The organism is Streptomyces sp. NPDC004561, assembly GCF_053602155.1.
In genome coordinates this window covers 1-21,842 of the sequence record NZ_JBSGDB010000104.1, presented here as the reverse complement: position 1 = coordinate 21,842, position 21,842 = coordinate 1, and the positions used below count along the sequence as shown (strand labels likewise).

Below are 21,842 nucleotides of genomic sequence, written 5' to 3'. Positions count from 1 at the left end.
ACGGGCGGCAGGCGGCGCGAACGTGCCCGAGGGGGAGCGCGCGTGACCCGCCCGGCCACCCAGCCCCCGACCTCGGACGCCGCCGACCCGGGGCGGACCCTGCTGGGCCGGGACTACCTCCGGGTTCTGCTGCTGTCGCTGTGGCTCGGCGTACCCGTCTCGGTCGCCTGCTTCTTCTTCGTCTCCTTCCAGCGCTGGCTGCAGGACCAGGTGTGGGAGAAGCTGCCGCACGCGCTCGGACTCGGGCAGGCCCCCTGGTGGTGGCCGCTGCCCGCGCTGACGCTGGCCGGGCTGATCCTCGCCCCGATCGTCACCCGTATGCCCGGGGGCGGCGGGCACATCCCGGTGCGGGGGCTGGGCGGAAAGCCCGTGGGCCCGCGCGCGCTGCCGGGTGTGGTGCTGGCCGCCGTGCTGACCCTCCCGCTGGGCGTGACCCTCGGACCCGAGGCGCCGCTGATGGCGGTCGGCTCCGCGCTCGCCCTGCTCGGTCTGCATACCCTGCGGCGGCACACGGTGGATCAGCCCTCGACGTCGGTGGTGGCCACCGCGGGGTCCACGGCGGCGATCTCCACCATCCTCGGCGGACCGGTCGTGGCCGCCATCATGGTCGTCGAGGCCACGGGACTCGCCGGGCCCCGGCTCGCCTTCCTGCTGCTGCCCTGCCTGGCCGCCAGCGGGGCCGGGGCGCTCGTCTTCACCGGCTTCGGCCACTGGACCGGCCTGTCGATCGGCGCGCTCACCCTGCCGACGGTGCCGCCGGACACCAAACCGGACGCGGGCGACTTCCTGTGGGGCCTGCCCGCGGCGGTACTGATCGCCGCGATCGTCACCGCGGCCCACCGTCTGGGCGAACGGACCAACCGGTGGACCTCCGCCAAGAGCACGGCGGTCCGCACGCTGCTGTGCGCCATGGCCGTCGGCGGCTGCGTGACGGCGTACGCCCTGCTCACCGGCCGCTCGCCCGCGGAGGCGGCGCTGTCCGGGCAGGTGACGCTCGGACAGCTCGCTCAAACCCCCCACGCATGGTCCGTGCTCGCGCTGGTGGCGCTGGTCGCCTGCAAGGCGCTCGCCTGGGGCATCAGCCTGGGCAGCCTGCGCGGCGGCCCCATCTTCCCGTCCATCCTGATCGGCGTGGCGACCGGTGTGGCCTGCTCGGGCCTGCCCGGGCTCGGGGTCACCGCCGGGTTCGCGCTGGGGGTGACGGCGGCGGCCACGGTCGTCACCGGGCTGCCGATCACCAGCTCGGTCCTCGCCGTCCTGCTGCTCGGTCACGACGCCTACGACCAGATGCCCCTCATCGTCCTCTCGGCGGTCGTCGCGCTGCTCACCAGCCGTCTCCTGGCCCTGCGCCGTCCGAAACCGGAGCAGTCGGGGCAGGGCCGCGCATGAGCCCACCGGGCCCGGACGCGTGCCCCGTCGCGGGGACGGTGACGGTGTCGTAGGCGCGGGCCACCAGGCACCCCACGGACACGCCCCGGGCCGTTCCCGGTGCAAGCCGGTTGTTCCCGGTTCGGATGCTTCCCCTTCGGTCTCGGCGGAAAAAGACCGAGCCACCCGTATCATCCAGATGCCCGGCATGCCCCACTCTTCCGAACGGAGGGCAAGATGCCTGAGAACTCCGCGCCCGTCACCGAGTTGACCTCGCAGTACGTCAGCCAGGTGACCACCGACCTCGAACACAACCTCAAGGAGCAGGAGCGCATCAGCGCCGAAATCGCCGCACTGCAGGAGCAGTTGGCCACTCTTCAGCACGACCACGCCGTGCTGCTGAGCATGCAGCAGGCCCTCGGCGTCGCGGCCTCGGCGACCGGCAGAGCGGTGGTGCCCGCGCCGCGCAAGAAGACGGCGGCCGCGCCCGGCGCCCGCAAGGCGGCGAGAAAAGACTCCAAGGCAAAGGACACCAAGGCACAGGCCGGCCCCGGGAAGCGGTCCGCCGAGAAGGAGACCCCGCAGGCGACTCGGCCCACCCTGGTCGAACTCGTCCGCCGGCACCTGACGGAGCAGACCGAACCCCGCTCGGCCACGGAGGTCACCGAGTCACTCGGACGCGCGCACGCCGACCGGGACGTCCAGACCAAGGTCGTACGCACCACCCTGGAGAACCTCGTGGCCAGGAACCACGCCCAGCGCGTCAAGCAGGGCAACTCCGTCTACTACACCGTTCCCCGTCCGGCGCAGGCGACGGCTGCCGCCGAGGGCCGGTCGGAGACGGCGTGACGCGGACGGGGACGTCGGGGCATCTGGCTGCGGCCCCGTGCCGGGCGGCCGGTCGTCATGTCCGGCGCCCGCCGAACTGCCAGTTGTGGACCTCGATGTCGGCATAGCGGTCCGGGGTCAGGACGGTGCGTGCGGCGTCCGCGCCGGGCGCGCGGAGCAGCGCCGCCGTACCGAGCCAGGCGGTGCCGTCGTCGGACAGCAGGGGTCCGTAGGCGATCAGCTCGTCCTGCCGTCCGGCCGGCACGGTGAGGTCGGCGGGCTCGCCGGAGCCGAGTCCGAGCACCAGGTAACGGCTGCCGCCGGTCCGGCCACCGGGGAACTCCCACATGGTCCGGCCCAGCGTGTTGCGCCATCGGCGCAGCAGCACGTCCCGGTACACGCCGGCCTGGTAGCCGGGCTCGTCGAAGGCGAACGCGCGTGCCGCCGCGGCATCCTGCACGTCGACGATGTGCACGCTGCCGGTGGGCGTGTCCCCGTCGTCGGCGAGGGTCGGCCCCCGGGCGATCATCTCCTTGTCGAACCGGTCCATGTAGGACCAGTGCTCCTCGAGCAGTTCGTCGCGCAACGCCAGGGAGCCGGGCCGGTCGCGGTGGTAGCAGAGGAATTCCATGCGCACACTCTCGCCCACCACCCACCGCGCCCTCACACCCTTTTCCGCCCCCTGGGAACTCGGTGGTACCAATCCCCCTGCGGGCAAAGGGCGTCGGGAGGCGCCCCGCTACGCTCACCGGCCATGGACTGGATGGAGCGCGCCGCGACACTCAGGCAGTGGACCAGGAGCGGGACGCGGGCCCCGCACAAACCGCTGCTGTTCCTCTACGCGCTCGGCCGGTTCCAGCGGGACGCCGAGGACGAGTTGCGGTACACCGCCGTGGAGGAGGACCTGCGACGGCTGCTGACGGAGTACGGTCCGCCGCACCGGACCACGCCCGCCTATCCGTTCCACCATCTCGTCAACGACGGCGTGTGGGAGGTGCGCACCGAGCGCGGGCAGGGCAGCCCGGGAACCGGGGTACGGGATCTCCGGGCGACGGGCGCCACCGGACGGCTGGCGCCGGAGCTGCGGACCGCGCTGGGGCGCGAACCGCATCTCCTCGGCCGGCTTGCGCGGTTGCTGCTGGACCTGCACTTCCCGCCCTCGCTCCACGGCGAGTTGTGCGAGGCGCTCGGCCTGGAGCTGGAGCCCCTGGAGACCGCCCGGCTCTCGTCCGCGCGGCGTCAACGGGACCGTCGTATGCGGGAGTCGGTGCTGACCGCGTACGAGTACCGGTGTGCCTTCTGCGGTTACGACGGCAGGATCGGCGCGGTTCCGGTCGGGCTGGAGGCGGCGCATGTGCGCTGGTGGGCGTTCGGCGGCCCCGACGACGTCGACAACGGGCTGTGTCTGTGCTCGCTGCACCACAAGCTGTTCGACAAGGGCGTGCTCGGCGTCGGTGACGGTCACCGCATCCTGGTGTCGCAGCAGTTCGTCGGCCACAGCGCCGCTGCCCGCGAGCACGTCACCGCCCTCGCGGGCCGGCCGCTCGTCGGCCCCCAGCCGGGCACGCGCCCTGTCGCCGCCGCCCATCGGGACTGGCACACCAGACAGGTCTTCCACGGCACACCGCGTCCCGCCGCCGCGGCCTGACCCGGGGAATCCGGATTGACCCCGCCGCGGGGCTGGGATTTCATGAGGTCCATGTCTGGTGGATCACGGGAGTCGACGGATCCGGTGCTCGGCTTCGCCACGCAGGAGGCGTGGGAGGAGTGGCTGGAGGAGAACCACGCGGACGTCACGGGTGTGTGGCTGAAGATCCCCCGGAAGGATTCCGGACTCGGCGGCGTCGACTACGCGGGGGCACTGGAGTCGGCGCTCTGCTACGGCTGGATCGACGGGCAGAAGAAGAAGCTGGACGAGCGGCACTGGCTGCAGCGCTTCACACCGCGCCGGCCGGGCAGCAAGTGGTCCCAGGTCAACCGGCAGAAGGCCACCGCGCTCATCGAGCGGGGCCGGATGCGGCCGGCCGGTCTGCGAGAGGTGGAGAAGGCCCGGGCGGACGGCCGCTGGGAGGCGGCGTACGCCGGTCAGAGCAGCGCGACGGTCCCGGACGACCTCCGGGCGGCCCTGGACGCCGTACCGGAGGCGGCCGCCTTCTTCACCACCCTGGACGGCCACAACCGGTACGCGATCCTGCACCGCGTCCAGGACGCGAAGAAGCCGGAGACCCGTGCCGCGCGCATCGCGAAGTTCGTCGCCATGCTCGCGGAGCACCGGAAGCTCCATCCCTGACGCACGCGGACCGACCCGCCGGCACAGAACGCGTCAGCGGCGCGTCAGCGTGGTGTCAGTGGCCGCTGACACTGTTGTCCATGTGAACGGCGCAGCGGGAGACCGCGGGGCCGGGAGCGAGGAGAGGTGCCCGGAGCGGTTCATCGGGGACCGGCGAGCAACGTCTCGAGGTCGGATCCATGAGGTCCACGCAGGTTCAAATCCTGCCCTCTCCGCTGGGCCAAGGCAGCCGGCAGGGCACAGGTGACGCCGCTCGGCTGGTGGTCAGTGGGCGTCGGCGAAGCGCCTGACGGCTGCCTTGGCCCCGGATCCCGCCGAAGTCAGGACTGGGGACGGCGGCCGTGGTTCGCCGCGTGCTTGGCGCGGGACTTCTTCTTGCGACGTCGCTTCGAGGACATGGGAACCTCCTGGTGGGTGCGGAAGAAGAGAGGATGAATCCGGAAAACACGCACGATTACGATATCTCCGGATCTTCCACCTCTCCACCGCTTACGATGCGGAAGGAAAGCCCCCGCCGGCACAGAGGAGCAGGAATGACCGGTGCCCCCGAGCCGATCAGCGCCGAGGCCCGTCGCGCGCTGGAGCAAGAGCTGGCCGATCTGCGCGACGAGCGCGGGCTGGTCGCCGGAACGCTGAAGGACACCTCCCAGGTGGGCGATCAGGCCGACCAGGCCGACGAGTTGCAGCGGGCCGATCAGCTGGACCGCCTCGACCGCCGTATCGCGGACATCACCGATCGGCTGAAGCAGGCGGATCTGGCCGGTCCCGCGCGCACCGACGCGGTCGGCGTGGGCAGCACCGTCACCGTTCGCTTCGAGGACGGCTCGACGGAGACCCTGCAGATCGGCGAGGTCGCCGAGGCGCTGGACCAGAACCTGGTCACCGCCGACAGCCCGCTCGGCCGTGCGCTACTCGGGCGCCGTTCGGGAGACACCGTGCAGTACGACACGCCGGACGGGCACACGAGCGCGGTCGTGGTGTCGATCGGGGAGCCGGGCGACACCACGGGCGGATCCGCGTAGCGTCAGTCGTTCTTCCGCACCGAGCAGTGCAGGGAGTCGTCGACCACGTCGGCGACGATGGTGTCCCGGGGCTCGGCCTCGCCGCTGAGCAGCAGGGTGGCGATGCGGTTGTCGAGTTCCGTCTGGATGGTGCGCCGCAGCGGACGGGCGCCGAACTCCGGCTGGTGGCCGTGCGCGATCAGCAGCTTCTTGGCGGACTCCGTGACCTCCAGCCGCATGCCCTGGGCGCGCACCCGGTGCTTGCTCTGGTCCAGCAGGTGGTCGACGATCTGCGACAGGTCCGTCTCGGTGAGCGCGTGGAAGATGATGATGTCGTCGATGCGGTTGAGGAACTCCGGCAGGAACCGGCCCCGCAGGTCGTCCATCAACTCGTCCTTGAGGTCGGACACATCGCCCTTGTGGTCGAGGATGCGGTGCGCGCCGATGTTGGAGGTCATGATGATGACGCAGTGCCGGAAGTCGACGGTGCGGCCCTGGGCGTCGGTCAGACGTCCGTCGTCGAGGATCTGCAGCAGCGTGTTGAAGACGTCGGGGTGGGCCTTCTCCACCTCGTCGAACAGGACCACGCTGTACGGCTGACGGCGCACCTTCTCGGTCAGCTGGCCCGCCTCCTCGTAGCCGACGTATCCGGGAGGGGCGCCGACGAGCCGGGCGACGGTGTGCTTCTCCTGGAACTCGCTCATGTCGAACCGGATCATGCGGTCCTCCTCGCCGAACAGCAGGGCGGCGAGTGTCTTGGCGAGTTCGGTCTTGCCGACACCGGTGGGGCCGAGGAACAGGAACGATCCGACGGGGCGGTTCGGGTCGCCCATGCCGGCGCGGTTGCGGCGCACGGCCTGGGACACCGCGGTGACCGCCTCGTCCTGGCCGACGATCCTGTCGTGCATCTCCTCTTCCAGCTTCAGGAGCTTCTCCTTCTCGCTGGCGGTGAGCTGGGAGACCGGGATGCCGGTGCGGCGGGAGACGATGTCCGCGACGTCGGCGGCCGTGACGGAGACGACGCCCTCCCGGCGCTCCTCGATCCCGGCGAGTTCGCCCTCCACCCCGGCGATCTCCCGCTTCAGCTCGGAGGCCTTCTCGAAGTCCTCGGCGGACACGGCCTGTTCGAGTTCGCGGCGGAGCTTGGCGATGTGGTCCTCGCGGCTGACGACCTCGGTGGACCGGCCCGCGCTGCGCAGCCGCACCCGGGCACCGGCCTGGTCCATCACGTCGATGGCCTTGTCGGGCAGGAAACGGTCGGTGATGTAGCGGTCGGACAGTTCGGCGGCGGCCGCCAGGGCTCCGTCGTCGAAGCGGACCTGGTGGTGCGCCTCGTAGGCGTCCCGCAGCCCCTCGAGGATCTGGACCGTCTCCTCCACGGTCGGCTCCGGGACCATGACCGGCTGGAACCGGCGTTCCAGGGCGGCGTCCTTCTCGACGTACTTGCGGTACTCGTCGATGGTCGTGGCACCGACGACATGGAGTTCGCCGCGCGACAGTGCGGGCTTGAGCATGTTGCCCGCGTCCATGGCGCCCTCGCCGGTCGCTCCGGCCCCGACGACCGTGTGCAGTTCGTCGATGAACAGGATGATGTCCCCGCTGGCCGCCTGGACCTCCTCGATGACCTTCTTCAGCCGCTCCTCGAACTGGCCCCGGTACTGCGCGCCGGCCACCATCCCCGACAGGTCGAGCACGACGACCCTCTTGTCCTTCAGGGTGTCGGGGACCTCGCCGGCCACGATGCGCTGGGCCAGTCCCTCGACGATGGCGGTCTTGCCGACGCCGGGTTCGCCGATGAGCACGGGGTTGTTCTTCGAGCGCCGGGACAGGACCTCGACGGTCTGCTCGATCTCCTCGGCCCGTCCGACCACCGGGTCGAGCTTGCCGGCCTTCGCCTCTTCCGTCAGGTCCCGGCCGAACTCGTCCAGGGTCGTGGCCGGCTGCTTGCGTTCGGCGGGCTGGCCGTCGGCGCGGGACGCCTGCTCGGCGAGGCCCGTCAGCTTCTTGGTGTCCAGGCCCTCGGCGCGCAGCATCCGGGCGGCTCCGGTGTCGCTGTCGCCCAGCAGCGCGCTGAGGATGTGCTCGGGTCCGATGTAGGAGACCCCGGCCGCCTGGGACTGGGCGTAGGCGGCGCCGAGCGTGCGCTTCGCCGCCGGGGTGAGACCCGGTTGCGCGGAGGGCTCGCCGGCCTCGTGCGGCAGGACCTTGGCGATCTCGTTGGCCAGCGTGTCGGGATCGACCCCCACCTGCGTCAGGAGCCGGCGCGACGGGTCGACCTTCGTCGCCGCCCAGAGCAGGTGCTCGGTGTCGAGGTCGGACGTTCCGTCCTCAACTGCCTTCTGCGCGGCCAGGTTGAGCAGTTCCTGCGACGACTCCGTCAGGAGCCGTCCGATCGGCACCCGCTGCACCGCGGGAGGAGAGGACGCCGGCGACATCCCGAAGAACCGACTGAACAACTCACTGAAGGGATCCTGTGAACCGAACGGTGCGCCGAACGACATCGACATGACAGCTCCTGGTGCGCAAGGGGTCAGTGTTCACTGAACCCCTACGTCCAGTGCCCCGCAAGCGGAGGCGGGGCCGGGCGGTCGACCGTTCCAGCATGGCGCGGCACCGCCGACTCCGCAGTTCGTACGCCGCGCGCCGGCCGCCTCGTTCGATGTCTCCCCCTTGTCTCCCCGGCGCTAGCGTGGGGTGATGCGCCACGAAGTGACCGATGCCGACACCGCGCTCACGGTGGGCAGCGGTGATGTGCCCGTGCTCGCCACCCCGCGGCTGATCGCGTGGATGGAGGCGGCGACGGTGCGGGCCGCCGCGCCGTTCACCGGGGCGGGCGAGACGACGGTGGGGACCGCGGTCCGGGTCCGGCATCTGGGTGCGACGCGGGTCGGCGGCCGGGTCGAGGTGACCGCCGAGCCGCCGACCGCCGTGACGGGCCGGCGGCTGACCTTCGTGGTGCGGGCCGTCGACGGCGCGGGCCGGCTCGTGGCGGAGGGCGAGATCGACCGGGCGATCGTCGAACGGCAGCGGTTCCTCGCCGCCCTGCCGGAACCCGTGGCGGACCGCTGACCCGGGGCCACCCCGGGTTTCTGCTCACACGGGCGTGTGCCCTCGCAGGTAGTCGCGTACGACCGTGGGCAGCGCCACCTGGGCGGTCTGCGCGATCGGTGTCCAGCGGATGTGGTCCGGCGCCAGGCTCGCGCCCCCGGACGGGTCCTCGCTCAGCAGTTGGCAGACCACCGCCGAGGTCGCGTCCAGCGTCGCGGAGCCGTCGACGAGGTAGCCGGTGCGTTCGTACACGACACGCGCCGCGGTGGCCGCCGCCGTCTCGGCCGGTTCCGGAGTGCCCGACGGCAGTGTCCAGCCGTCGGCCGACCGCACCAGCAGCACCCGTCCGTCGTACACGACGACCGCGAGCACCACGCCCTCGGCCTGCTCCAGCGCCATGACAGCCACCTCTCCCCCGCTCACCTGCCGGCCGTCCGGCCGGGTGCTGCTTGCCTACCCAGGCGCCGGGGGGTGATGCGCCGTGGTTATGCGGGGATCCTGGAGAGGAATTCCTGCGGTGTGACGGCGGGGCCTCCGTCGGTCTTCACGACGGGGATCACGGTGTCGTCGTACCAGACGACCGGCGTGCCCACGACGCCGAAGGAGTCGAAGGTGCCGACCGACCGCCCGGCCCAGGTGAGGTAGGTGCCGTCCGTGACCTTCCGGTCGAAGTCCGGGGAGCGCAAGCCGTTCACCTTGCCGGCCAGCGAAAGGAGTACGGAGGTGTCGGAGAACCGGTCGTCGCCGGGCGGGAAGGGCTGAGCGGCGAACAGGGCCGCCAGGTAGGCGATGAACTGCCGCTGCCCCTCGTCGCCCGCCGCGGCGAGTGCGCCCAGTGCCGTCCGGGAGCCGCTGCCGCCGACGGTGTCGTCCATGGTCGCGGCGAAGTGGAACCTGACGACGTAGTCGCCCTTGTCGGCACCCTGGCGGATGGCGCCGAGCAGGCTGTCCGCCATGCGGTGGCTCGCCGGGTCGCGCAGTTCGAGGAAGACCTGGAGCGCATGGGGCGCGTCCGGGTCTCCGTAGTAGAGCGTGCTGCCGTCGGCGCCTGTGGTGTTGGCGGGCGTCATGGGACGAGCTTGGCACGGAACCACAGGCCGCACGAACGGGGACGGGTCAGGACGGAACGCCCGGCCGGTACAGCACCGGCAGGTCTCCGGGCCGTACGCGTACCGTCACGGGCAGGGTGGCCTCCACCTCGCCGTCGGCGCCGTAGGGGACGGGACGGGCGGCCTCGATGTGCAGCTCCTTGCCCCGCAGGACGCGCACCTCCGGGCGGCGTATGTGGGCGCCCGTCTTCAGCTCGTTCATCAGGGCGAAGAACAGCCGGCGCGGTGCCTCCCGGATCATCACGACGTGCAGCAGGCCGTCGTCGACCCGTGCGCCGGGGGCGATCAGCCGGCCGGAGCCGTAGTAGGGCGAGTTGGCGGCGACGACCGTGTAGCCGCGGTGGGTGTACTCCTCTCCGTCCACGGTGACGCGGTAGTCGGCCGGTCGCCAGGTGGTGACGGCGCGCAGGCCGCCCGCGTAGTAGGAGGCGGCGCCGCGCAGCAGGCGGGCGTGGTTGGCGTGCCGGTTGGCCAGCGCGTCGACACCGGCGTAGACACTGCCGAGCACGACCGTGCGCCGGTGGACGGCCGACTCCACCTCGATGGTGTCGACGGGCCTCGGCTCGGCGTGCAGCAGGATGTCGGCGAGCGCGGCGGGGTCGGCGGGCAGGTCCAAGGCGCGGGCGAAGTCGTTGCCACGCCCGGCGGGCACCAGTCCGAGGACGGTTCCGGTGCCGCTGAGCGCGCCGCCGATGCCGCCGGCGATGCCGTCGCCGCCGACGGCGAGCACGATCCGGCCGTGCTCGCCGGCCAGGCGGGCGATCTCCTGGGCATGGGCCAGGCTGTGGCTGTACTCGGTCTCCAGCCCGGCCCCGGCCTCCCGGAGCAGGCGGGCCACCTGGAGTAGCGTGGCCGCCGCGGTGGAGCCGCCCGCGGTCGGGTTGACGACGGCGGTGAACTGTCGCATCGGTGTGCCTCCGGGGCAGGCGGGTCTCGTGGGGTCAGTCGGTGGGCAGCAGGACACCGGGGTTGAGCAGCCCGTCGGGGTCCAGCCGGTGCTTGACGGCGCGCAGCGCGTCGACGGCCAGCTCTCCGGCCTCCCTGACATACCAGTCGCGGTGGTCGGTGCCCACCCCGTGGTGGTGTGAGATGGTGCCGCCGGCGGCGAGCACGGCCTCGTTGGCCGCGTGCTTGGCGGGGGTCCAGTGGGCCACCGGGTCCTCGCCCTGGGCGCTGACGACGGTGAAGTACAGCGAGGCGCCGTTCTCGTACACGTGGGAGATGTGGCACATCACCAGGGGCGGGGTGCCGGCCTCGGTGAGGGTGTCGGTCAGCGCGGTGCGGACGGCCGCGTAGAGGTCGGGGACGCGGGACCAGAAGGCCGCGGTCTCCAGAGTCTCGGCGAAGGCGCCGACGTCGAGGAGGGCGTCGCGCAGATAGGGCGCGGAGTAGCGGCCGTGCGCCCAGCGCTCGCCGGGTTCCGTGCCGACCAGGATGCCGCCGCAGGCCGTGAGGACGGCGGCCGCCTGCTCACGGCGCTGCGCGGTGTCCTCGGGCGTGCCCTCGTAGCCGGTGATCGCCAGGCATCCTGCGTCGCTCCGCGCGAGCCCGGCGCCGATCGCGTCGGGTGAGGCGAGGCCGATCAGCGTCTCGGTCTCGTCGGACAGGCGCAGCACGGTCGGCCGGGGCCCGTCCTGGGCGAGCCTGCGCAGTGCGGCGGCGCCCTCCTCGAACGAGGCGAACCGCCAGCCCTCGTAGACGCGCACCTCGGGCAGGGGGCGGATGCGTACGGTGACGGAGGTGATGACGCCGAAGGCGCCCTCCGAGCCGAGGATCAGCTGACGCAGGTCGGGCCCGGCGGCGGAGCGGGGGGCGCGGCCCGATTCCACGGTGCCCTGCGGGGTGGCCAGGGTGAGGCCGAGCACCATCTCGTCGAAGCGGCCGTACCCGGCGGAGGCCTGTCCGCTGGAGCGGGCGGCGGCGAATCCCCCGATGGTGGCCCATTCGAAGGACTGCGGGAAGTGGCCGAGGGTGAAGCCGCGTTCGGCGAGCAGCGCCTCGGCCTCGGGGGCGCGCAGGCCGGGCTGGAGGACGGCGGTGCGCGAGACGGGGTCCAGGTCGAGCAGGCCGTTCATGCGGCGCAGGTCCAGGGCGACGAACGCGCGGCGCTCGGGGGCGAGTCCGCCGACGACGGAGGTGCCGCCGCCGAAGGGGACGGCGGCCAGGCCGTGCGCTGCGCAGGCGTGCAGTACGGCGAGGACCTCGTCGTGGGAGGCGGGCAGGACCACGGCCTGCGGTACGTCCGAGACGTCGCCGGCGCGCAGGCGCAGCAGGTCGGGGGTGGACTTGCCGCGGGTGTGCCGGATGCGGCTCTCCGGGTCGGTGCGGACGTGTTCGTCGCCGCCGACGGCCTCGGCGAGCGCCTTCAGGGCTGCGGGGTCGGCCGTGGTCCCGGGCAGGCGGATGTCCTCGAGGGCGAGCGCGGGGGTGGTGCGCGGCTTGACGCCGAACAGGTCGCGCAGCAGCCCGGTCACCGTCTCGGGCAGCGGTGCCGCCTTGGCCGGGTCGCCCCAGCCGTTCCACAGCATGTCCATTGAACGGTCGTCCTCACAAGGTCGGTGTGCTCGGTTCGCGCGACGGCTTCTCGGCCGTGCGCCGGGCGACGGTGACGGTCTGCTGCTTCCGTCCGGCCCCCGGGGCGTTACACTGTGACACATGACGCCTATTCGTCACAACGGTTCGGACGGCCGGAGCGACAGCGATCCCGTGCTCGACGCGGTACGCGACTGCGTGCTCGCCGTCGGGGTCCGCCGCACCACCCTCGCCGACGTGGCCCGCCGCGCCGGCGTGTCCCGGATGACCCTGTACCGGCGCTGGCCGGACCTGCGGACCCTGGTGGGCGATCTGATGACCCGGGAGTGGATCGGCGTGGCCGGCCGCTCGATCCCCGCACCCGCCCCCGGTACGGACACGCGCACCCGGATCGTGGAGGGGATGGTGGCCGGGGTCGAGGCGTTCCGGGCGCATCCCCTCTTCCGCAAGATCATCGACGTCGATCCGGAACTGCTCCTGCCCTATGTGCTCGACCGGCGCGGGGCCAGCCAGGAGGCGCTGCTGGCACTGCTGGCCGATGCCCTGCGCGAGGGGCACGCGGACGGATCCGTGCGCCCCGGCCACATCGAGCGGCAGGCCCGCGCCCTGCTGCTGACCGTGCAGTCCTTCACCCTGTCCCTGCGCACGATGACCGACGAGGAGGATCCGGAGCTGGACTCCGCCGCCTTCCTCGGTGAGTTGCGCACCCTCCTGGAGAGGACCCTGACGCCATGAGCCACACCGAGGCCGTACCCGGCTCGTCCCTCAGCGCACGCCGGCGCACCCGGGAACTCGCCGAGGCCGTGGACGGCAGGGTGGCCGACGTCCTGGTCGTCGGGCTCGGCGCCACCGGGGCCGGAGCCGCCCTGGACGCCGCCGCCCGCGGCCTGGACGTCGTCGCGGTGGACGCCCACGATCTGGCCTTCGGCACGTCCCGCTGGAGCTCGAAGCTCATCCACGGCGGGCTGCGCTATCTGGCGTCCGCGCAGTTCGACGTGGCGCACGAGAGCGCGGTCGAGCGGGGGGTGCTGATGACCCGTACCGCCCCGCATCTCGTGGCCGCCCAGCCGTTCGTGCTGCCGCTGACCCCGCTGGTGTCGAGGGCTCAGACCTCGCTGGCCTGGGCCGGGTTCCGGGCCGGCGACATGCTGCGGCTGGCCGCCCGGACGCCGCGCCAGGTGCTGCCCGCCCCGCGCCGCCTTTCGGCGACGGAGGCGCGGCATCTCGCGCCCTCGGTGCGGACGGCGGGGCTGCGCGGCGGGCTGCTGTCCTGGGACGGGCGGGTCACCGACGACGCCCGGCTGGTGACCGCCCTGGCCCGGACCGCCGCCGCGCACGGTGCCCGTGTCCTGACGCGGGTGAGGGTGCTGGAGCTGACCGGCGGGGGCGCCCGGGTCCGTGACGAACTCACCGGCGAGGAGGGCGAGATCAGGGCCCGCGCGGTGATCAACGCGGCCGGGGTGTGGGCGGGCGGCCTCGTCGACGGCATCCGGATCCGGCCCTCGCGCGGCACCCATCTGGTCCTGCGCTCCGAACGGCTCGGCACCCTGCCGGCCGGCCTGCACATCCCGATCCCCGGCGAGACCAACCGCTTCGTCCTGGTCCTGCCCCAGGGGGACGGCCGGGTCTACGTCGGCCTCACCGACGAGCCGGTCGACGGCGGCATACCCGACGTGCCCGAGGTGCCCGAGACCGACATCGGCTTCCTGCTGGACGTCCTCGGGTCGGTGCTGGACACGCCCGTGGCCCGGGACGAGGTCGTCGGCGCCTTCGCCGGGCTGCGCCCGCTGCTCGACACCTCGACGGGCGGCGCGCAGGCCCGCACCTCCGACATCTCGCGCCGGCACGCGGTGCTGACCTCGCCCGACGGTGTGACCACCGTGGTCGGCGGCAAGCTCACCACCTACCGGCGGATGGCGCAGGACGCGGTGGACGCCGCGACCGAGGCCCGGGGTCTGTCCGTGCGCGCCTCCACCACGGCCGCGCTGCCGCTGGTCGGCGCCGCTAGGCCCGAGCGGCTGCGCGCCCTGCCCGTGCCGCGCCGTCTGGTCCGCCGGTACGGCACCGAGGCCGTCGCTGTGCACTCGCTCGCGGCCGAGGACCCGTCGCTGTCCGCGCCGGTGCTGCCCGGCCACCCGGTCACCCGCGCCGAACTCCTCTGGGCGGTCCGCCACGAGGGCGCCCTCGACGAGTCCGACCTGCTGGACCGGCGCACCCGCATCGGCCTGGTCCCGCAGGACCGCGACGCGGTGCTCGCGGCCGCCCGGGAGGTCCTGGCGGAGGCGGCTCACCTCTGACGGCGGCCCCTCACACCAGGCGCCTGATGTCGCCGCGCACCCGGTAGAAGCCGCCCGCCGCCGGGTGCAGAGCGTCCACGACGTAGCGCACGCCGGGTTCGCGTATGGCCCGCGGGAACTGGACGTTCCAGGCGGAGTCGTAGCCGTCCGACACCACGTGCACCCGGAGCCGGCCGGCCTCCCGGACGCACTCGACGACGACCGCTCCGGCGGGCGCCTGCGCCACGGTGGCCACCGCGCCCACGGCCGTGGCCGGGGCGTAGGTCGGCAGGGCGGCGGCGAGCTTCACGTCCCGCGCCACCGGCACCGTGCCCTGCTGGGCCGCGGCGATGGCGGCCTCGCTCGCGTCCACGCACACCAGCGATCCGTCCGTGGTCACCAGGTACAGCCGTTCGTCGCGGTACTGCATCGACAGCGCCGAGCCGCCGCCCGTGCCGAGCTTCCACAGCCGCGTGCCGTCCTGGTCGAAGCAGTAGACGGACGAGGCCGCGTCCCCGGCGAAGACGAACCGTCCGCCGGACGAGGTGGCGCACGAGTACACCGCGCCGTCGCAGGCGTAGGTCGCCTCGACCGTGCCGGTGGCCTTCGACAGGCGCTGGACCACGCGGTGCCCGGTGCCCGCGTACACGGCGGTGTCCTCCTGCCAGCCGAACAGCACACCGCCGCGGGTGGGCGTGTGCCACAACTCCCCGGTTCCGTCCGGGGCGTAGGCCGTCACGCCGCGCAGGTGACCGTGGTAGACGGCACGGTCGTCGGCACGGACCATCCAGGCGTGTTCGCCCTGGCTGCGGCGCGCCCACTGGTGTTCGTCCTCGTGGTCGATGACGGTGAGCCGGCCGTCGCGGTCCGAGACGTTGAGCACGCCCTCGTGGATGTCCAGCCAGAAGATGTCGACATCGGCGGCGATGTCGTAGGCGGCGAACGGCAGTTTGGAGGAGAGGTCGTAGACCTTGCCGTCGTCGCAGCCCGCGTAGATCCAGAAGTCGTCGGCGACGAGGCACTTCACGCCGTCCGGCAGCCCGAAGCGGGCCAGGACCGCGCCCTCGTGGTCCAGGGTGTACACGTCGCCCGCCTGGTTGCCCACCCAGCAGTGCTCGTCGTCTACATGGATGCCGAACGCGGCCGAGCCGGTGCGGAACCGCCACAGCACGGGCGCGACCGCCCGCGCGGTGGAGGGGGCCGAGCTGACCTGACGCCTGGTCACCGAACGCGGGGCGCGCTGCCCCTGGACCGCCGGGGCGTACCCCTTGCGGACCTTCTCCCCGACCTTCTTCGCGGCGGCGGCCCGCGCCTTCTCCGGGGTGGGGAACGTCGTCGTCTGGGTCTGCCCGTCGGCGCCGATCCGTCCGTACCGCACCGTCACGACCTGGCCGTCCACGGTCACCTCGTAGAACTTGTGGGCCCCGCCGCCCTCCTGGGACAGCTCCAGATACGTCCTCGACACCGCGGACCCCGCAGACATGGCACACCCCTCCCCAAGGACGGACCGGCGGGTGTTCCCGCAGGTCCTCACTGCTCACACCGTAGGTGGGGGCACTGACAACCGGCCGGTCGGCGGCCGCGAGCCCGGTCTGCCGTGCGCCGGAAAGGCGCTAGCTCTGCGTCAGGGGGCCCATTCCGCCGAGGAGTTGACGCAGGCAGTGGATCGCGAGTGCGGCCGGGGAGCCCTCGCCCCTGACGTCCGCGTCCGTGTCGGCCCAGGTCTCCAGGGCGATCCGGATCGCGTCCGTGGCCGCCGCGGCGACGAGACGCACCTGCACCTCTTCGAGGCGTGCGTCCGCGAGCCGCGCGACGACCGGGACGAGGCGCTCCTCCGACTCCTGGTTGACGCGGTACCAGACCGCGCGCAGCGCGGGATCGTCGGCGGCCGCGCGCAGGAGTCCGCGTGTCCGCAGCAGCGCACGGGCGGCCTCCTCGTCCGGCGCCGCCAGCGACCGCTCCACCGCCGCCTCCAGCGCCCGGGGCAGTTCGGTTCCCGGCTCCGCCGCCTCCAGCAGCGCCCGCCACCGGTCGGCGCCGTCCGCGAGCAGCGGGCTCACCGCGTCCTGCTTCGAGCGGAAGTAGCGGTAGAAGGTCCGCAGCGCGACGCCGGCCTGCCGGGCGATCTCCTCGGCCGTCGTGGCGTGCGGCCCCTGCGCGGCGAAGAGGTCGGCCGCCGCGTGCGCGATCTCGAGCTGCGTGGCGGCCTTGCGGCGCTCGGTCAGGGAGGAGGGCGGCTTGGTGCTCACTCCAGAAGGGTACGGCCCGCGCTTTCCTGGTGGCACGCTGTGACGTGATGGCAAACCGTGCCACTTAGGCGTAACGTGAAGTCCATCGAGGACGCCGTCAGCAGGAGAACCGGCGTCACACAGGCCCCGCGGAACGTCGGCTGGGCCGGGCAGGAGAAGACATGAACCGCTACGACGGCCGCCGGGTACTGATCACCGGGGGCGGCTCGGGCATCGGGCAGGCCACCGTGCTGCGCATCCTCGCGGAGGGCGGCACGGTGGTGGCCGCGGACGTGAGCGAACGGGGCCTGAAGGGCACCGTGGAGAAGGCCGGCGCGCACACGGACCGGCTCACCACGCTGGTCGTCGACATCGCCGCCGAGACCTCCGTGCGCGACGGTGTCGCCGCCGCGACCGCCGCGCTCGGCGGCCTGGACGTGCTGGTCAACGCGGCCGGGATCCTGCGCTCCTCGCACACCCACGAGACGAGCCTGGCGGAGTTCACCCGCGTCCTGCAGGTCAACCTCGTCGGCACGTTCCTCGTGATCCGCGAGGCCGTGCCGGCTCTGCTGGAGGGCCGCGACGCGGCGGTCGTCAACTTCAGCTCCACCTCGGCCGCGTTCGCGCACCCGTACATGGCCGCCTACGCGGCGAGCAAGGGCGGCATCCAGTCGATGACGCACGCCCTCGCCGCCGAGTACGCCGGGCGGGGCATCCGCTTCACCGCCGTCCAGCCCGGCTCCATCTCCTCCGGCATGACCGACGGCAGCGGGGCCAGCGGACAGAGCGCCGGCCCGGGGCTGCCCGAGGACGCCGACATGCGCCTGTTCGCCAAGCTCGCACCGGCGCTCGGCCAGGGGTTCGCCGGCCCCGAGACCGTGGCGTCCGTCGTCGCGATGCTCGGCTCCGAGGACGGCAGGTTCATCACCGGCACGGAGATCCGCGTCGACGGCGGCACCCACTTCTGACTCCGCACCCGGCTACGGCAGTTCGGGCGAGCCGCCCATCGCCATGCCGTCCACGGAACGGGCCACCAGCTGGTCCGCCGGGCCGCCGCGAGAGGAGGCCGCACCCCGCACTCGGCGGGCAGATCGGCCACGATCCGGCCGGGACTCGACACACACCTTCCCCGTAACAGGCAGGCGCGCGCCCGGGGTTCAGTCGCTCAGCAGCTCGGTGAATCGCTGGATGTCGATGTTGCCGCCGGAGGCGATGACGCCGACGCGGGCCGGCAGGTCGTCGATGCGCCCGGCGAGGAGCGCGGCCAGGCCCGTGGCGCCGCTCGGTTCGAGGACGATCTTCAGGCGCTCGAAGGCGAAGCGCATGGCGCTGACGATCTCGGCGTCGTCGACCAGGGCGATGCCGTCGACCAGGCGCTGGTTGACGGCGAAGGTGATCTCGCCCGGGGTGGGCAGGGCCTGGCCGTCGGCGATGGTGCGGGGCTGGGGCAGGGTGACGCGTGCGCCGCTCTCGAGCGAGCGCTTGGTGTCGTCGCTCGCTTCGGGCTCGACGCCGACGACCCGGATGCCGGGGTGCAGCGCCTTGGCCGTGACGGCGCTGCCCGCGATGAGACCGCCGCCTCCGACGGGCACCACGAGAGCGTCGAGCGGGCCGGTCTCCCCGAGGAGTTCGAGGGCTGCGGTGCCCTGCCCGGCGATGACGTGCGGGTGGTCGTAGGGCGGGATGAGTGCCAGGCCCCGGTCGTCGGCCAGCGCCTGGGCGAGCGCGATGCGGTCCTGGGTGTAGCGGTCGTAGGTGACGATCTCGGCGCCGTACCCGGCGGTGGCCTCCCGTTTGGCGCGGGGGGCGTCCTCGGGCATGAGGACGACGGCGCTGGTGCCCAGTTCGCGGGCGGCGAGGGCGATCGCCTGGGCGTGGTTGCCGGAGGAGTAGGCGGCGATGCCCTTGGCCAGCTGGTCCGGTGAGAGCTGGGCGGCGGCGTTGTAGGCGCCGCGAATCTTGAAGGCGCCCACGCGCTGGAAGTTCTCGCACTTGATGAACACCTCGGCGCCGACGCGGGCGTTGAGGGTGCGCGAGGTGACGACGGGGGTGCGGTGGGCGACACCTTCGAGGCGTGCGGCGGCCGCACGGACGTCGTCGAAGGTCACGGGCAGGGCGGCGGCCATGGAGAACTCCTCTTTTCGTGCTTCGTCTTTCCGTCCTTCCGCCTCACGCCGGCGTGGACGGCGGTTTCGCGTAGTTGTAGACGGTCGCCCGGGACACACCGAGGAGGTCCGCGATGGTCCGCGCCGCGTCGCGCGAGTCGAAGTAGCCGTCGCGGTACAACTGTCGTACGAGCGTCTTCTTGTCCTCGCGGCTCAGCGTCCGGGGGGTCGCGGCGCGCTCGGCGCACAGCGTCTCCACCGTCCGGCGCAGCTCGCGCGCGCTGCGGTCCCGCAGGGTCTCCAGGGGCCCGCCCTGGTGCTCGGTGTCCGTGGCCACGAGGTTCGTCAGGGTGAGCGTCACGGGCGACAGGACGGAGACGTCGAGGTTCAGGCAGAGCGCCGCGATGTACTCCCCCGCGGCGTTCTTGATGCCGATGGACGTGCTCTTCGCCGGGCGGCCGTCGGGGAACCGGTTGGGGTAGTTCTGTACGACGCCGGGGTAATCGGGGTCGGCGATGCGGGCGAGCCCCAACTCGGTTGCGGGCTCGCCGACCTGACGGGCCGACAGATTGTTCTCGATCGCGCGGATCGCGTGCCGCGGATCCCGCAGGTCGTGCAGCACCACCTCGCACAGGCCCGGGAACATCCGGCCCAGGGCGACCGCGATCTTCTCGGCCTCCCGGATGAGGTGTTCGTCCGCGGCCGTGTCGCCCACCCGCCCCCCTTGGTCTCATTTTCTATTTCTGGACAATGAGACTAAGGAGATGGTCCGGCTCTGTCCAGGGCATATGAGGGCTCTGCCTCCCGGACGGTCTCAGTGGCCGCTGATCCCCCGGGCCGTGTACGGCTGTTCCAGCTGCTGGACCTCCTCGTCGGTGAGCCGGAGATCGAGGGCGGCGACGGCGTCCGGGATGTGGTCGGGCTTGGTCGCGCCGATGATGGGCGCGGTGAGACCCGGCCGGGTGGCGACCCAGGCCAGGGCCACCTGGGCGCGCGGCACGCCACGGCGTTCGGCGATCGCGGCGACGGCCTCGACGATGCGCTTGTCGTCGGGCTGGTAGAGGGTGCCGCCGAAGGTGTCGGTCTCGCTGCGGGCGCTGGTCGCGTCCCAGTCGCGCGTGAGCCGGCCCCGGGCGAGCGGGCTCCACGGGATGACGCCGACGCCCTGGTCCGCGCAGAGCGGAAGCATCTCGCGCTCCTCCTCCCGGTAGAGGAGGTTGTAGTGGTTCTGCATGCTGACGAACTTCGTCCAGCCATGCCGCTCGGCGGTGTGCTGCAGCTTGGCGAACTGCCAGGCGTACATCGAACTCGCCCCGATGTGGCGGGCCTTGCCCGCCTTGACCACGTCGTGCAGGGCCTCCATCGTCTCTTCGACGGGGGTGCCGTGGTCGAAGCGGTGGATCTGGTAGAGGTCCACGTAGTCGGTGCCGAGCCGCCGCAGGCTGTCGTCGATCTCGGTCATGACGGCCTTGCGGGACAGGCCGGACCGGTTGGGGCGGTCGCTGCGCGCCGCGCCCGTGGCCACCTCGAAGTAGACCTTCGTGGCGATGACGACGTCCTCGCGCCGGGTCAGCTCCGCGAGCGCCCGGCCGACGATCTCCTCGCTGGTGCCGGCGGAGTAACTGTTCGCGGTGTCGAAGAAGGTGATCCCGGCGTCCAGCGCCTGGCGGATCAGCGGACGGGCGGCCTCCTCGTCCAGGGTCCAGGGGTGCGGGCCCCGGTCGGGGACGCCGTAGCTCATGCAGCCCAGTGCCAGACGCGAGACTTCCAGGCCGCTCGTGCCGAGCTTGACGTACTCCATCGTTCCGTTCCCCTCGTCGATGTGGTGCCGCCGGTCGTGCCGCGGACCATGATCGTATCGGGGATCGTGACGCCGGGCGGGGACGGCCGGGCATCGGGGGCCAAGCCGTCAGCGGTCCCTGGGGAGGGCGACGAGTTCGGCCAACAGGCCCCCGACGTAGGCGAGTTCGTCGTAGTGACACGGTTCGTTGAACCGGCCGTTCCGCAGCGCGGTCATGGCGCATGAGCACACAAGGCTCACGTGTCGAGGTGCCGTCAAGGCTCCGCGTCAGGACAGCGCGAGGACGCAGAACTCGTGGCCCTCCGGGTCGGCCAGGCACGTCCACGGGACGTCGCCCTGGCCGAGGTCGAGGTCGGTGGCGCCGAGGGACCGCAGCCGGGCCACCTCCGCCGCCTTGTCGTCCCCGGGGTACGGCAGCAGGTCAAGGTGGACGCGGTCCGGCACGGGCTTCACGCCGGGCGTACGCAGGAACTCCAGATACGGGCCGACACCCTTGGCGGAGCGCAACACCGCTTGATCGTCGGTCACCTCGCGCACGGTCCAGTCCATCGCCTCACCCCAGAACCGGGCCATGGCCCGCGGATCCGCGCAGTCGACCACCACCGCGGCGATCGGCCCGGTGTCCCGGTAGACCTCCCGAGGCTCCAGCACGCAGAACTCGTTGCCCTCCGGGTCGGCGAGGACCGTCCACGGCACGTCGCCCTGGCCCACATGGGCGGGCGTCGCACCGGCGGCCTTCAGGCGCGCTACCAAGTCCGCCTGATGGGCCGCCGAGGTGGTGGCGAGATCGAGGTGCACACGGTTCTTCGTTGTCGTCTTGGGTTCCGGGACGGGAACGACGTCGACGCAGACGGCGACCGGGTCCGGCCAGACGAGGCCGCCGCCGGGTCCGACATAGGTGGTCACACCGGGGCTGTAAGCACACCAGCCGAGCGCCTCCGCCCAGAACCGGCCGACCGCCGGGGCATCAAGAGCCTTGATGTTCACCTGTACGGGTCGCAGCGCCATGCCGGCGATCCTATGTGCCCGACGGTCGACCGCTGTCCAAGGAAGCGGCGGGCGCCAGGCGGCGGGTCGGACCAACCCCGCTCCTGGGTGAGTGGGCGATGCGGATGCGGGCAGAGCGCATTCTGAGGGGATGGTGATGACGTCCCTGACCGACTTCTCCGAGACGGGTGTCATGACATGGCCGACGATGCCTTGCTGTTCGTTCTCCCTGAGCGTCATCCGCGTCTGGGCGCGGCGCTGTCCGCGGT

Annotated in this window: 21 protein-coding genes and 1 pseudogene; 10 read left to right on the top strand and 12 right to left on the bottom strand. The window is 72.4% G+C overall.

Going from position 1 to position 21,842, the window contains the following annotated elements; genetic code table 11:
* Nucleotides 1–42 precede the first annotated feature (42 nt).
* Both ACWEN3_RS16400 and ACWEN3_RS16395 read left to right on the top strand, forming a co-directional pair.
* Nucleotides 43–1,389: a chloride channel protein gene (locus ACWEN3_RS16400; RefSeq protein WP_452970834.1), complete on the top strand. Its 1,347-nt coding sequence runs from the start codon at nt 43–45 to the stop codon at nt 1,387–1,389.
* 216 nt (nt 1,390–1,605) lie between these two features.
* Entirely contained in the window at nt 1,606–2,217 is a 612-nt protein-coding gene (locus ACWEN3_RS16395; RefSeq protein WP_452970832.1) for a hypothetical protein, read from the top strand.
* A 55-nt stretch (nt 2,218–2,272) separates the two neighbouring features.
* Here the strand turns inward: ACWEN3_RS16395 and ACWEN3_RS16390 are convergent, their stop codons facing one another.
* A complete protein-coding gene (locus tag ACWEN3_RS16390; protein ID WP_452970829.1) occupies nt 2,273–2,827 on the bottom strand; it encodes a YciI family protein in 555 nt (184 codons plus the stop codon).
* Nucleotides 2,828–2,950: 123 nt separating this feature from the next.
* On the opposite strand from ACWEN3_RS16390, the gene ACWEN3_RS16385 reads away from it, so the two are divergent.
* From ACWEN3_RS16385 to ACWEN3_RS16370, 4 genes and pseudogenes are all read left to right on the top strand, one after another.
* Nucleotides 2,951–3,844 (top strand): phosphorothioated DNA-binding restriction endonuclease, encoded by an 894-nt coding sequence (locus ACWEN3_RS16385; RefSeq protein WP_452970826.1) that lies wholly within the window; start codon nt 2,951–2,953, stop codon nt 3,842–3,844.
* 51 nt (nt 3,845–3,895) lie between these two features.
* Nucleotides 3,896–4,486 carry a YdeI/OmpD-associated family protein gene (locus ACWEN3_RS16380; protein WP_452970824.1) on the top strand — a complete coding sequence of 197 codons (591 nt, stop codon included), beginning with the start codon at nt 3,896–3,898 and terminating at the stop codon, nt 4,484–4,486.
* Nucleotides 4,487–4,606: 120 nt separating this feature from the next.
* Nucleotides 4,607–4,701 (top strand): annotated as a pseudogene (locus ACWEN3_RS16375).
* Nucleotides 4,702–5,019: 318 nt separating this feature from the next.
* Nucleotides 5,020–5,508, top strand: coding sequence for a GreA/GreB family elongation factor (locus tag ACWEN3_RS16370; RefSeq protein ID WP_452970820.1), 489 nt, complete (start codon nt 5,020–5,022; stop codon nt 5,506–5,508).
* A gap of 2 nt (nt 5,509–5,510) precedes the next feature.
* On the opposite strand, the gene ACWEN3_RS16365 is transcribed toward ACWEN3_RS16370, so the two are convergent.
* Nucleotides 5,511–7,994 carry an ATP-dependent Clp protease ATP-binding subunit gene (locus ACWEN3_RS16365; protein WP_452970818.1) on the bottom strand — a complete coding sequence of 828 codons (2,484 nt, stop codon included), beginning with the start codon at nt 7,992–7,994 and terminating at the stop codon, nt 5,511–5,513.
* Nucleotides 7,995–8,184: 190 nt separating this feature from the next.
* Between ACWEN3_RS16365 and ACWEN3_RS16360 the strand changes: the two genes are divergently transcribed.
* Nucleotides 8,185–8,556 (top strand): thioesterase family protein, encoded by a 372-nt coding sequence (locus tag ACWEN3_RS16360; protein WP_452970816.1) that lies wholly within the window; start codon nt 8,185–8,187, stop codon nt 8,554–8,556.
* A 24-nt stretch (nt 8,557–8,580) separates the two neighbouring features.
* On the opposite strand, the gene ACWEN3_RS16355 is transcribed toward ACWEN3_RS16360, so the two are convergent.
* The 4 genes from ACWEN3_RS16355 to ACWEN3_RS16340 form a co-directional block, all read right to left on the bottom strand.
* On the bottom strand, nt 8,581–8,934 hold the full coding sequence (locus tag ACWEN3_RS16355) for an NUDIX domain-containing protein (RefSeq protein ID WP_452970814.1): 354 nt from the start codon (nt 8,932–8,934) through the stop codon (nt 8,581–8,583).
* 86 nt (nt 8,935–9,020) lie between these two features.
* Entirely contained in the window at nt 9,021–9,605 is a 585-nt protein-coding gene (locus tag ACWEN3_RS16350; protein WP_452970812.1) for a DsbA family protein, read from the bottom strand.
* Nucleotides 9,606–9,651: 46 nt separating this feature from the next.
* On the bottom strand, nt 9,652–10,551 hold the full coding sequence (locus ACWEN3_RS16345; RefSeq protein WP_452970810.1) for a YegS/Rv2252/BmrU family lipid kinase: 900 nt from the start codon (nt 10,549–10,551) through the stop codon (nt 9,652–9,654).
* 34 nt (nt 10,552–10,585) lie between these two features.
* Nucleotides 10,586–12,178 (bottom strand): FAD-binding oxidoreductase, encoded by a 1,593-nt coding sequence (locus tag ACWEN3_RS16340; RefSeq protein ID WP_452970808.1) that lies wholly within the window; start codon nt 12,176–12,178, stop codon nt 10,586–10,588.
* A gap of 121 nt (nt 12,179–12,299) precedes the next feature.
* Between ACWEN3_RS16340 and ACWEN3_RS16335 the strand changes: the two genes are divergently transcribed.
* Nucleotides 12,300–12,911 carry a TetR/AcrR family transcriptional regulator gene (locus tag ACWEN3_RS16335; protein WP_452970806.1) on the top strand — a complete coding sequence of 204 codons (612 nt, stop codon included), beginning with the start codon at nt 12,300–12,302 and terminating at the stop codon, nt 12,909–12,911.
* The gene (locus tag ACWEN3_RS16330) at nt 12,908–14,473 is read left to right on the top strand and encodes a glycerol-3-phosphate dehydrogenase/oxidase (protein WP_452970803.1); all 1,566 of its coding nucleotides are present in this window, start codon (nt 12,908–12,910) and stop codon (nt 14,471–14,473) included. The genes ACWEN3_RS16335 and ACWEN3_RS16330 overlap by 4 nt, the downstream gene beginning before the upstream one ends.
* A 10-nt stretch (nt 14,474–14,483) precedes the next feature.
* On the opposite strand, the gene ACWEN3_RS16325 is transcribed toward ACWEN3_RS16330, so the two are convergent.
* Together ACWEN3_RS16325 and ACWEN3_RS16320 are read right to left on the bottom strand one after the other, a co-directional pair.
* Nucleotides 14,484–15,935: a WGR domain-containing protein gene (locus ACWEN3_RS16325; protein ID WP_452970801.1), complete on the bottom strand. Its 1,452-nt coding sequence runs from the start codon at nt 15,933–15,935 to the stop codon at nt 14,484–14,486.
* Nucleotides 15,936–16,065: 130 nt separating this feature from the next.
* Nucleotides 16,066–16,701: a TetR/AcrR family transcriptional regulator gene (locus ACWEN3_RS16320; RefSeq protein ID WP_452970800.1), complete on the bottom strand. Its 636-nt coding sequence runs from the start codon at nt 16,699–16,701 to the stop codon at nt 16,066–16,068.
* A gap of 161 nt (nt 16,702–16,862) precedes the next feature.
* Between ACWEN3_RS16320 and ACWEN3_RS16315 the strand changes: the two genes are divergently transcribed.
* Nucleotides 16,863–17,648 (top strand): SDR family NAD(P)-dependent oxidoreductase, encoded by a 786-nt coding sequence (locus ACWEN3_RS16315; protein WP_452970797.1) that lies wholly within the window; start codon nt 16,863–16,865, stop codon nt 17,646–17,648.
* A gap of 189 nt (nt 17,649–17,837) precedes the next feature.
* On the opposite strand, the gene ACWEN3_RS16310 is transcribed toward ACWEN3_RS16315, so the two are convergent.
* The 4 genes from ACWEN3_RS16310 to ACWEN3_RS16295 all read right to left on the bottom strand — a co-directional run bounded on the left by ACWEN3_RS16310 (nt 17,838) and on the right by ACWEN3_RS16295 (nt 21,594).
* Nucleotides 17,838–18,806: a threo-3-hydroxy-L-aspartate ammonia-lyase gene (locus ACWEN3_RS16310; protein WP_452970794.1), complete on the bottom strand. Its 969-nt coding sequence runs from the start codon at nt 18,804–18,806 to the stop codon at nt 17,838–17,840.
* A 43-nt stretch (nt 18,807–18,849) separates the two neighbouring features.
* Nucleotides 18,850–19,500, bottom strand: coding sequence for a helix-turn-helix transcriptional regulator (locus ACWEN3_RS16305; RefSeq protein WP_452970792.1), 651 nt, complete (start codon nt 19,498–19,500; stop codon nt 18,850–18,852).
* A 99-nt stretch (nt 19,501–19,599) separates the two neighbouring features.
* The gene (locus ACWEN3_RS16300; RefSeq protein WP_452970790.1) at nt 19,600–20,586 is read right to left on the bottom strand and encodes an aldo/keto reductase; all 987 of its coding nucleotides are present in this window, start codon (nt 20,584–20,586) and stop codon (nt 19,600–19,602) included.
* Nucleotides 20,587–20,853: 267 nt separating this feature from the next.
* On the bottom strand, nt 20,854–21,594 hold the full coding sequence (locus ACWEN3_RS16295) for a VOC family protein (RefSeq protein WP_452970788.1): 741 nt from the start codon (nt 21,592–21,594) through the stop codon (nt 20,854–20,856).
* Between the last annotated feature and the right edge of the window lie 248 nt (nt 21,595–21,842).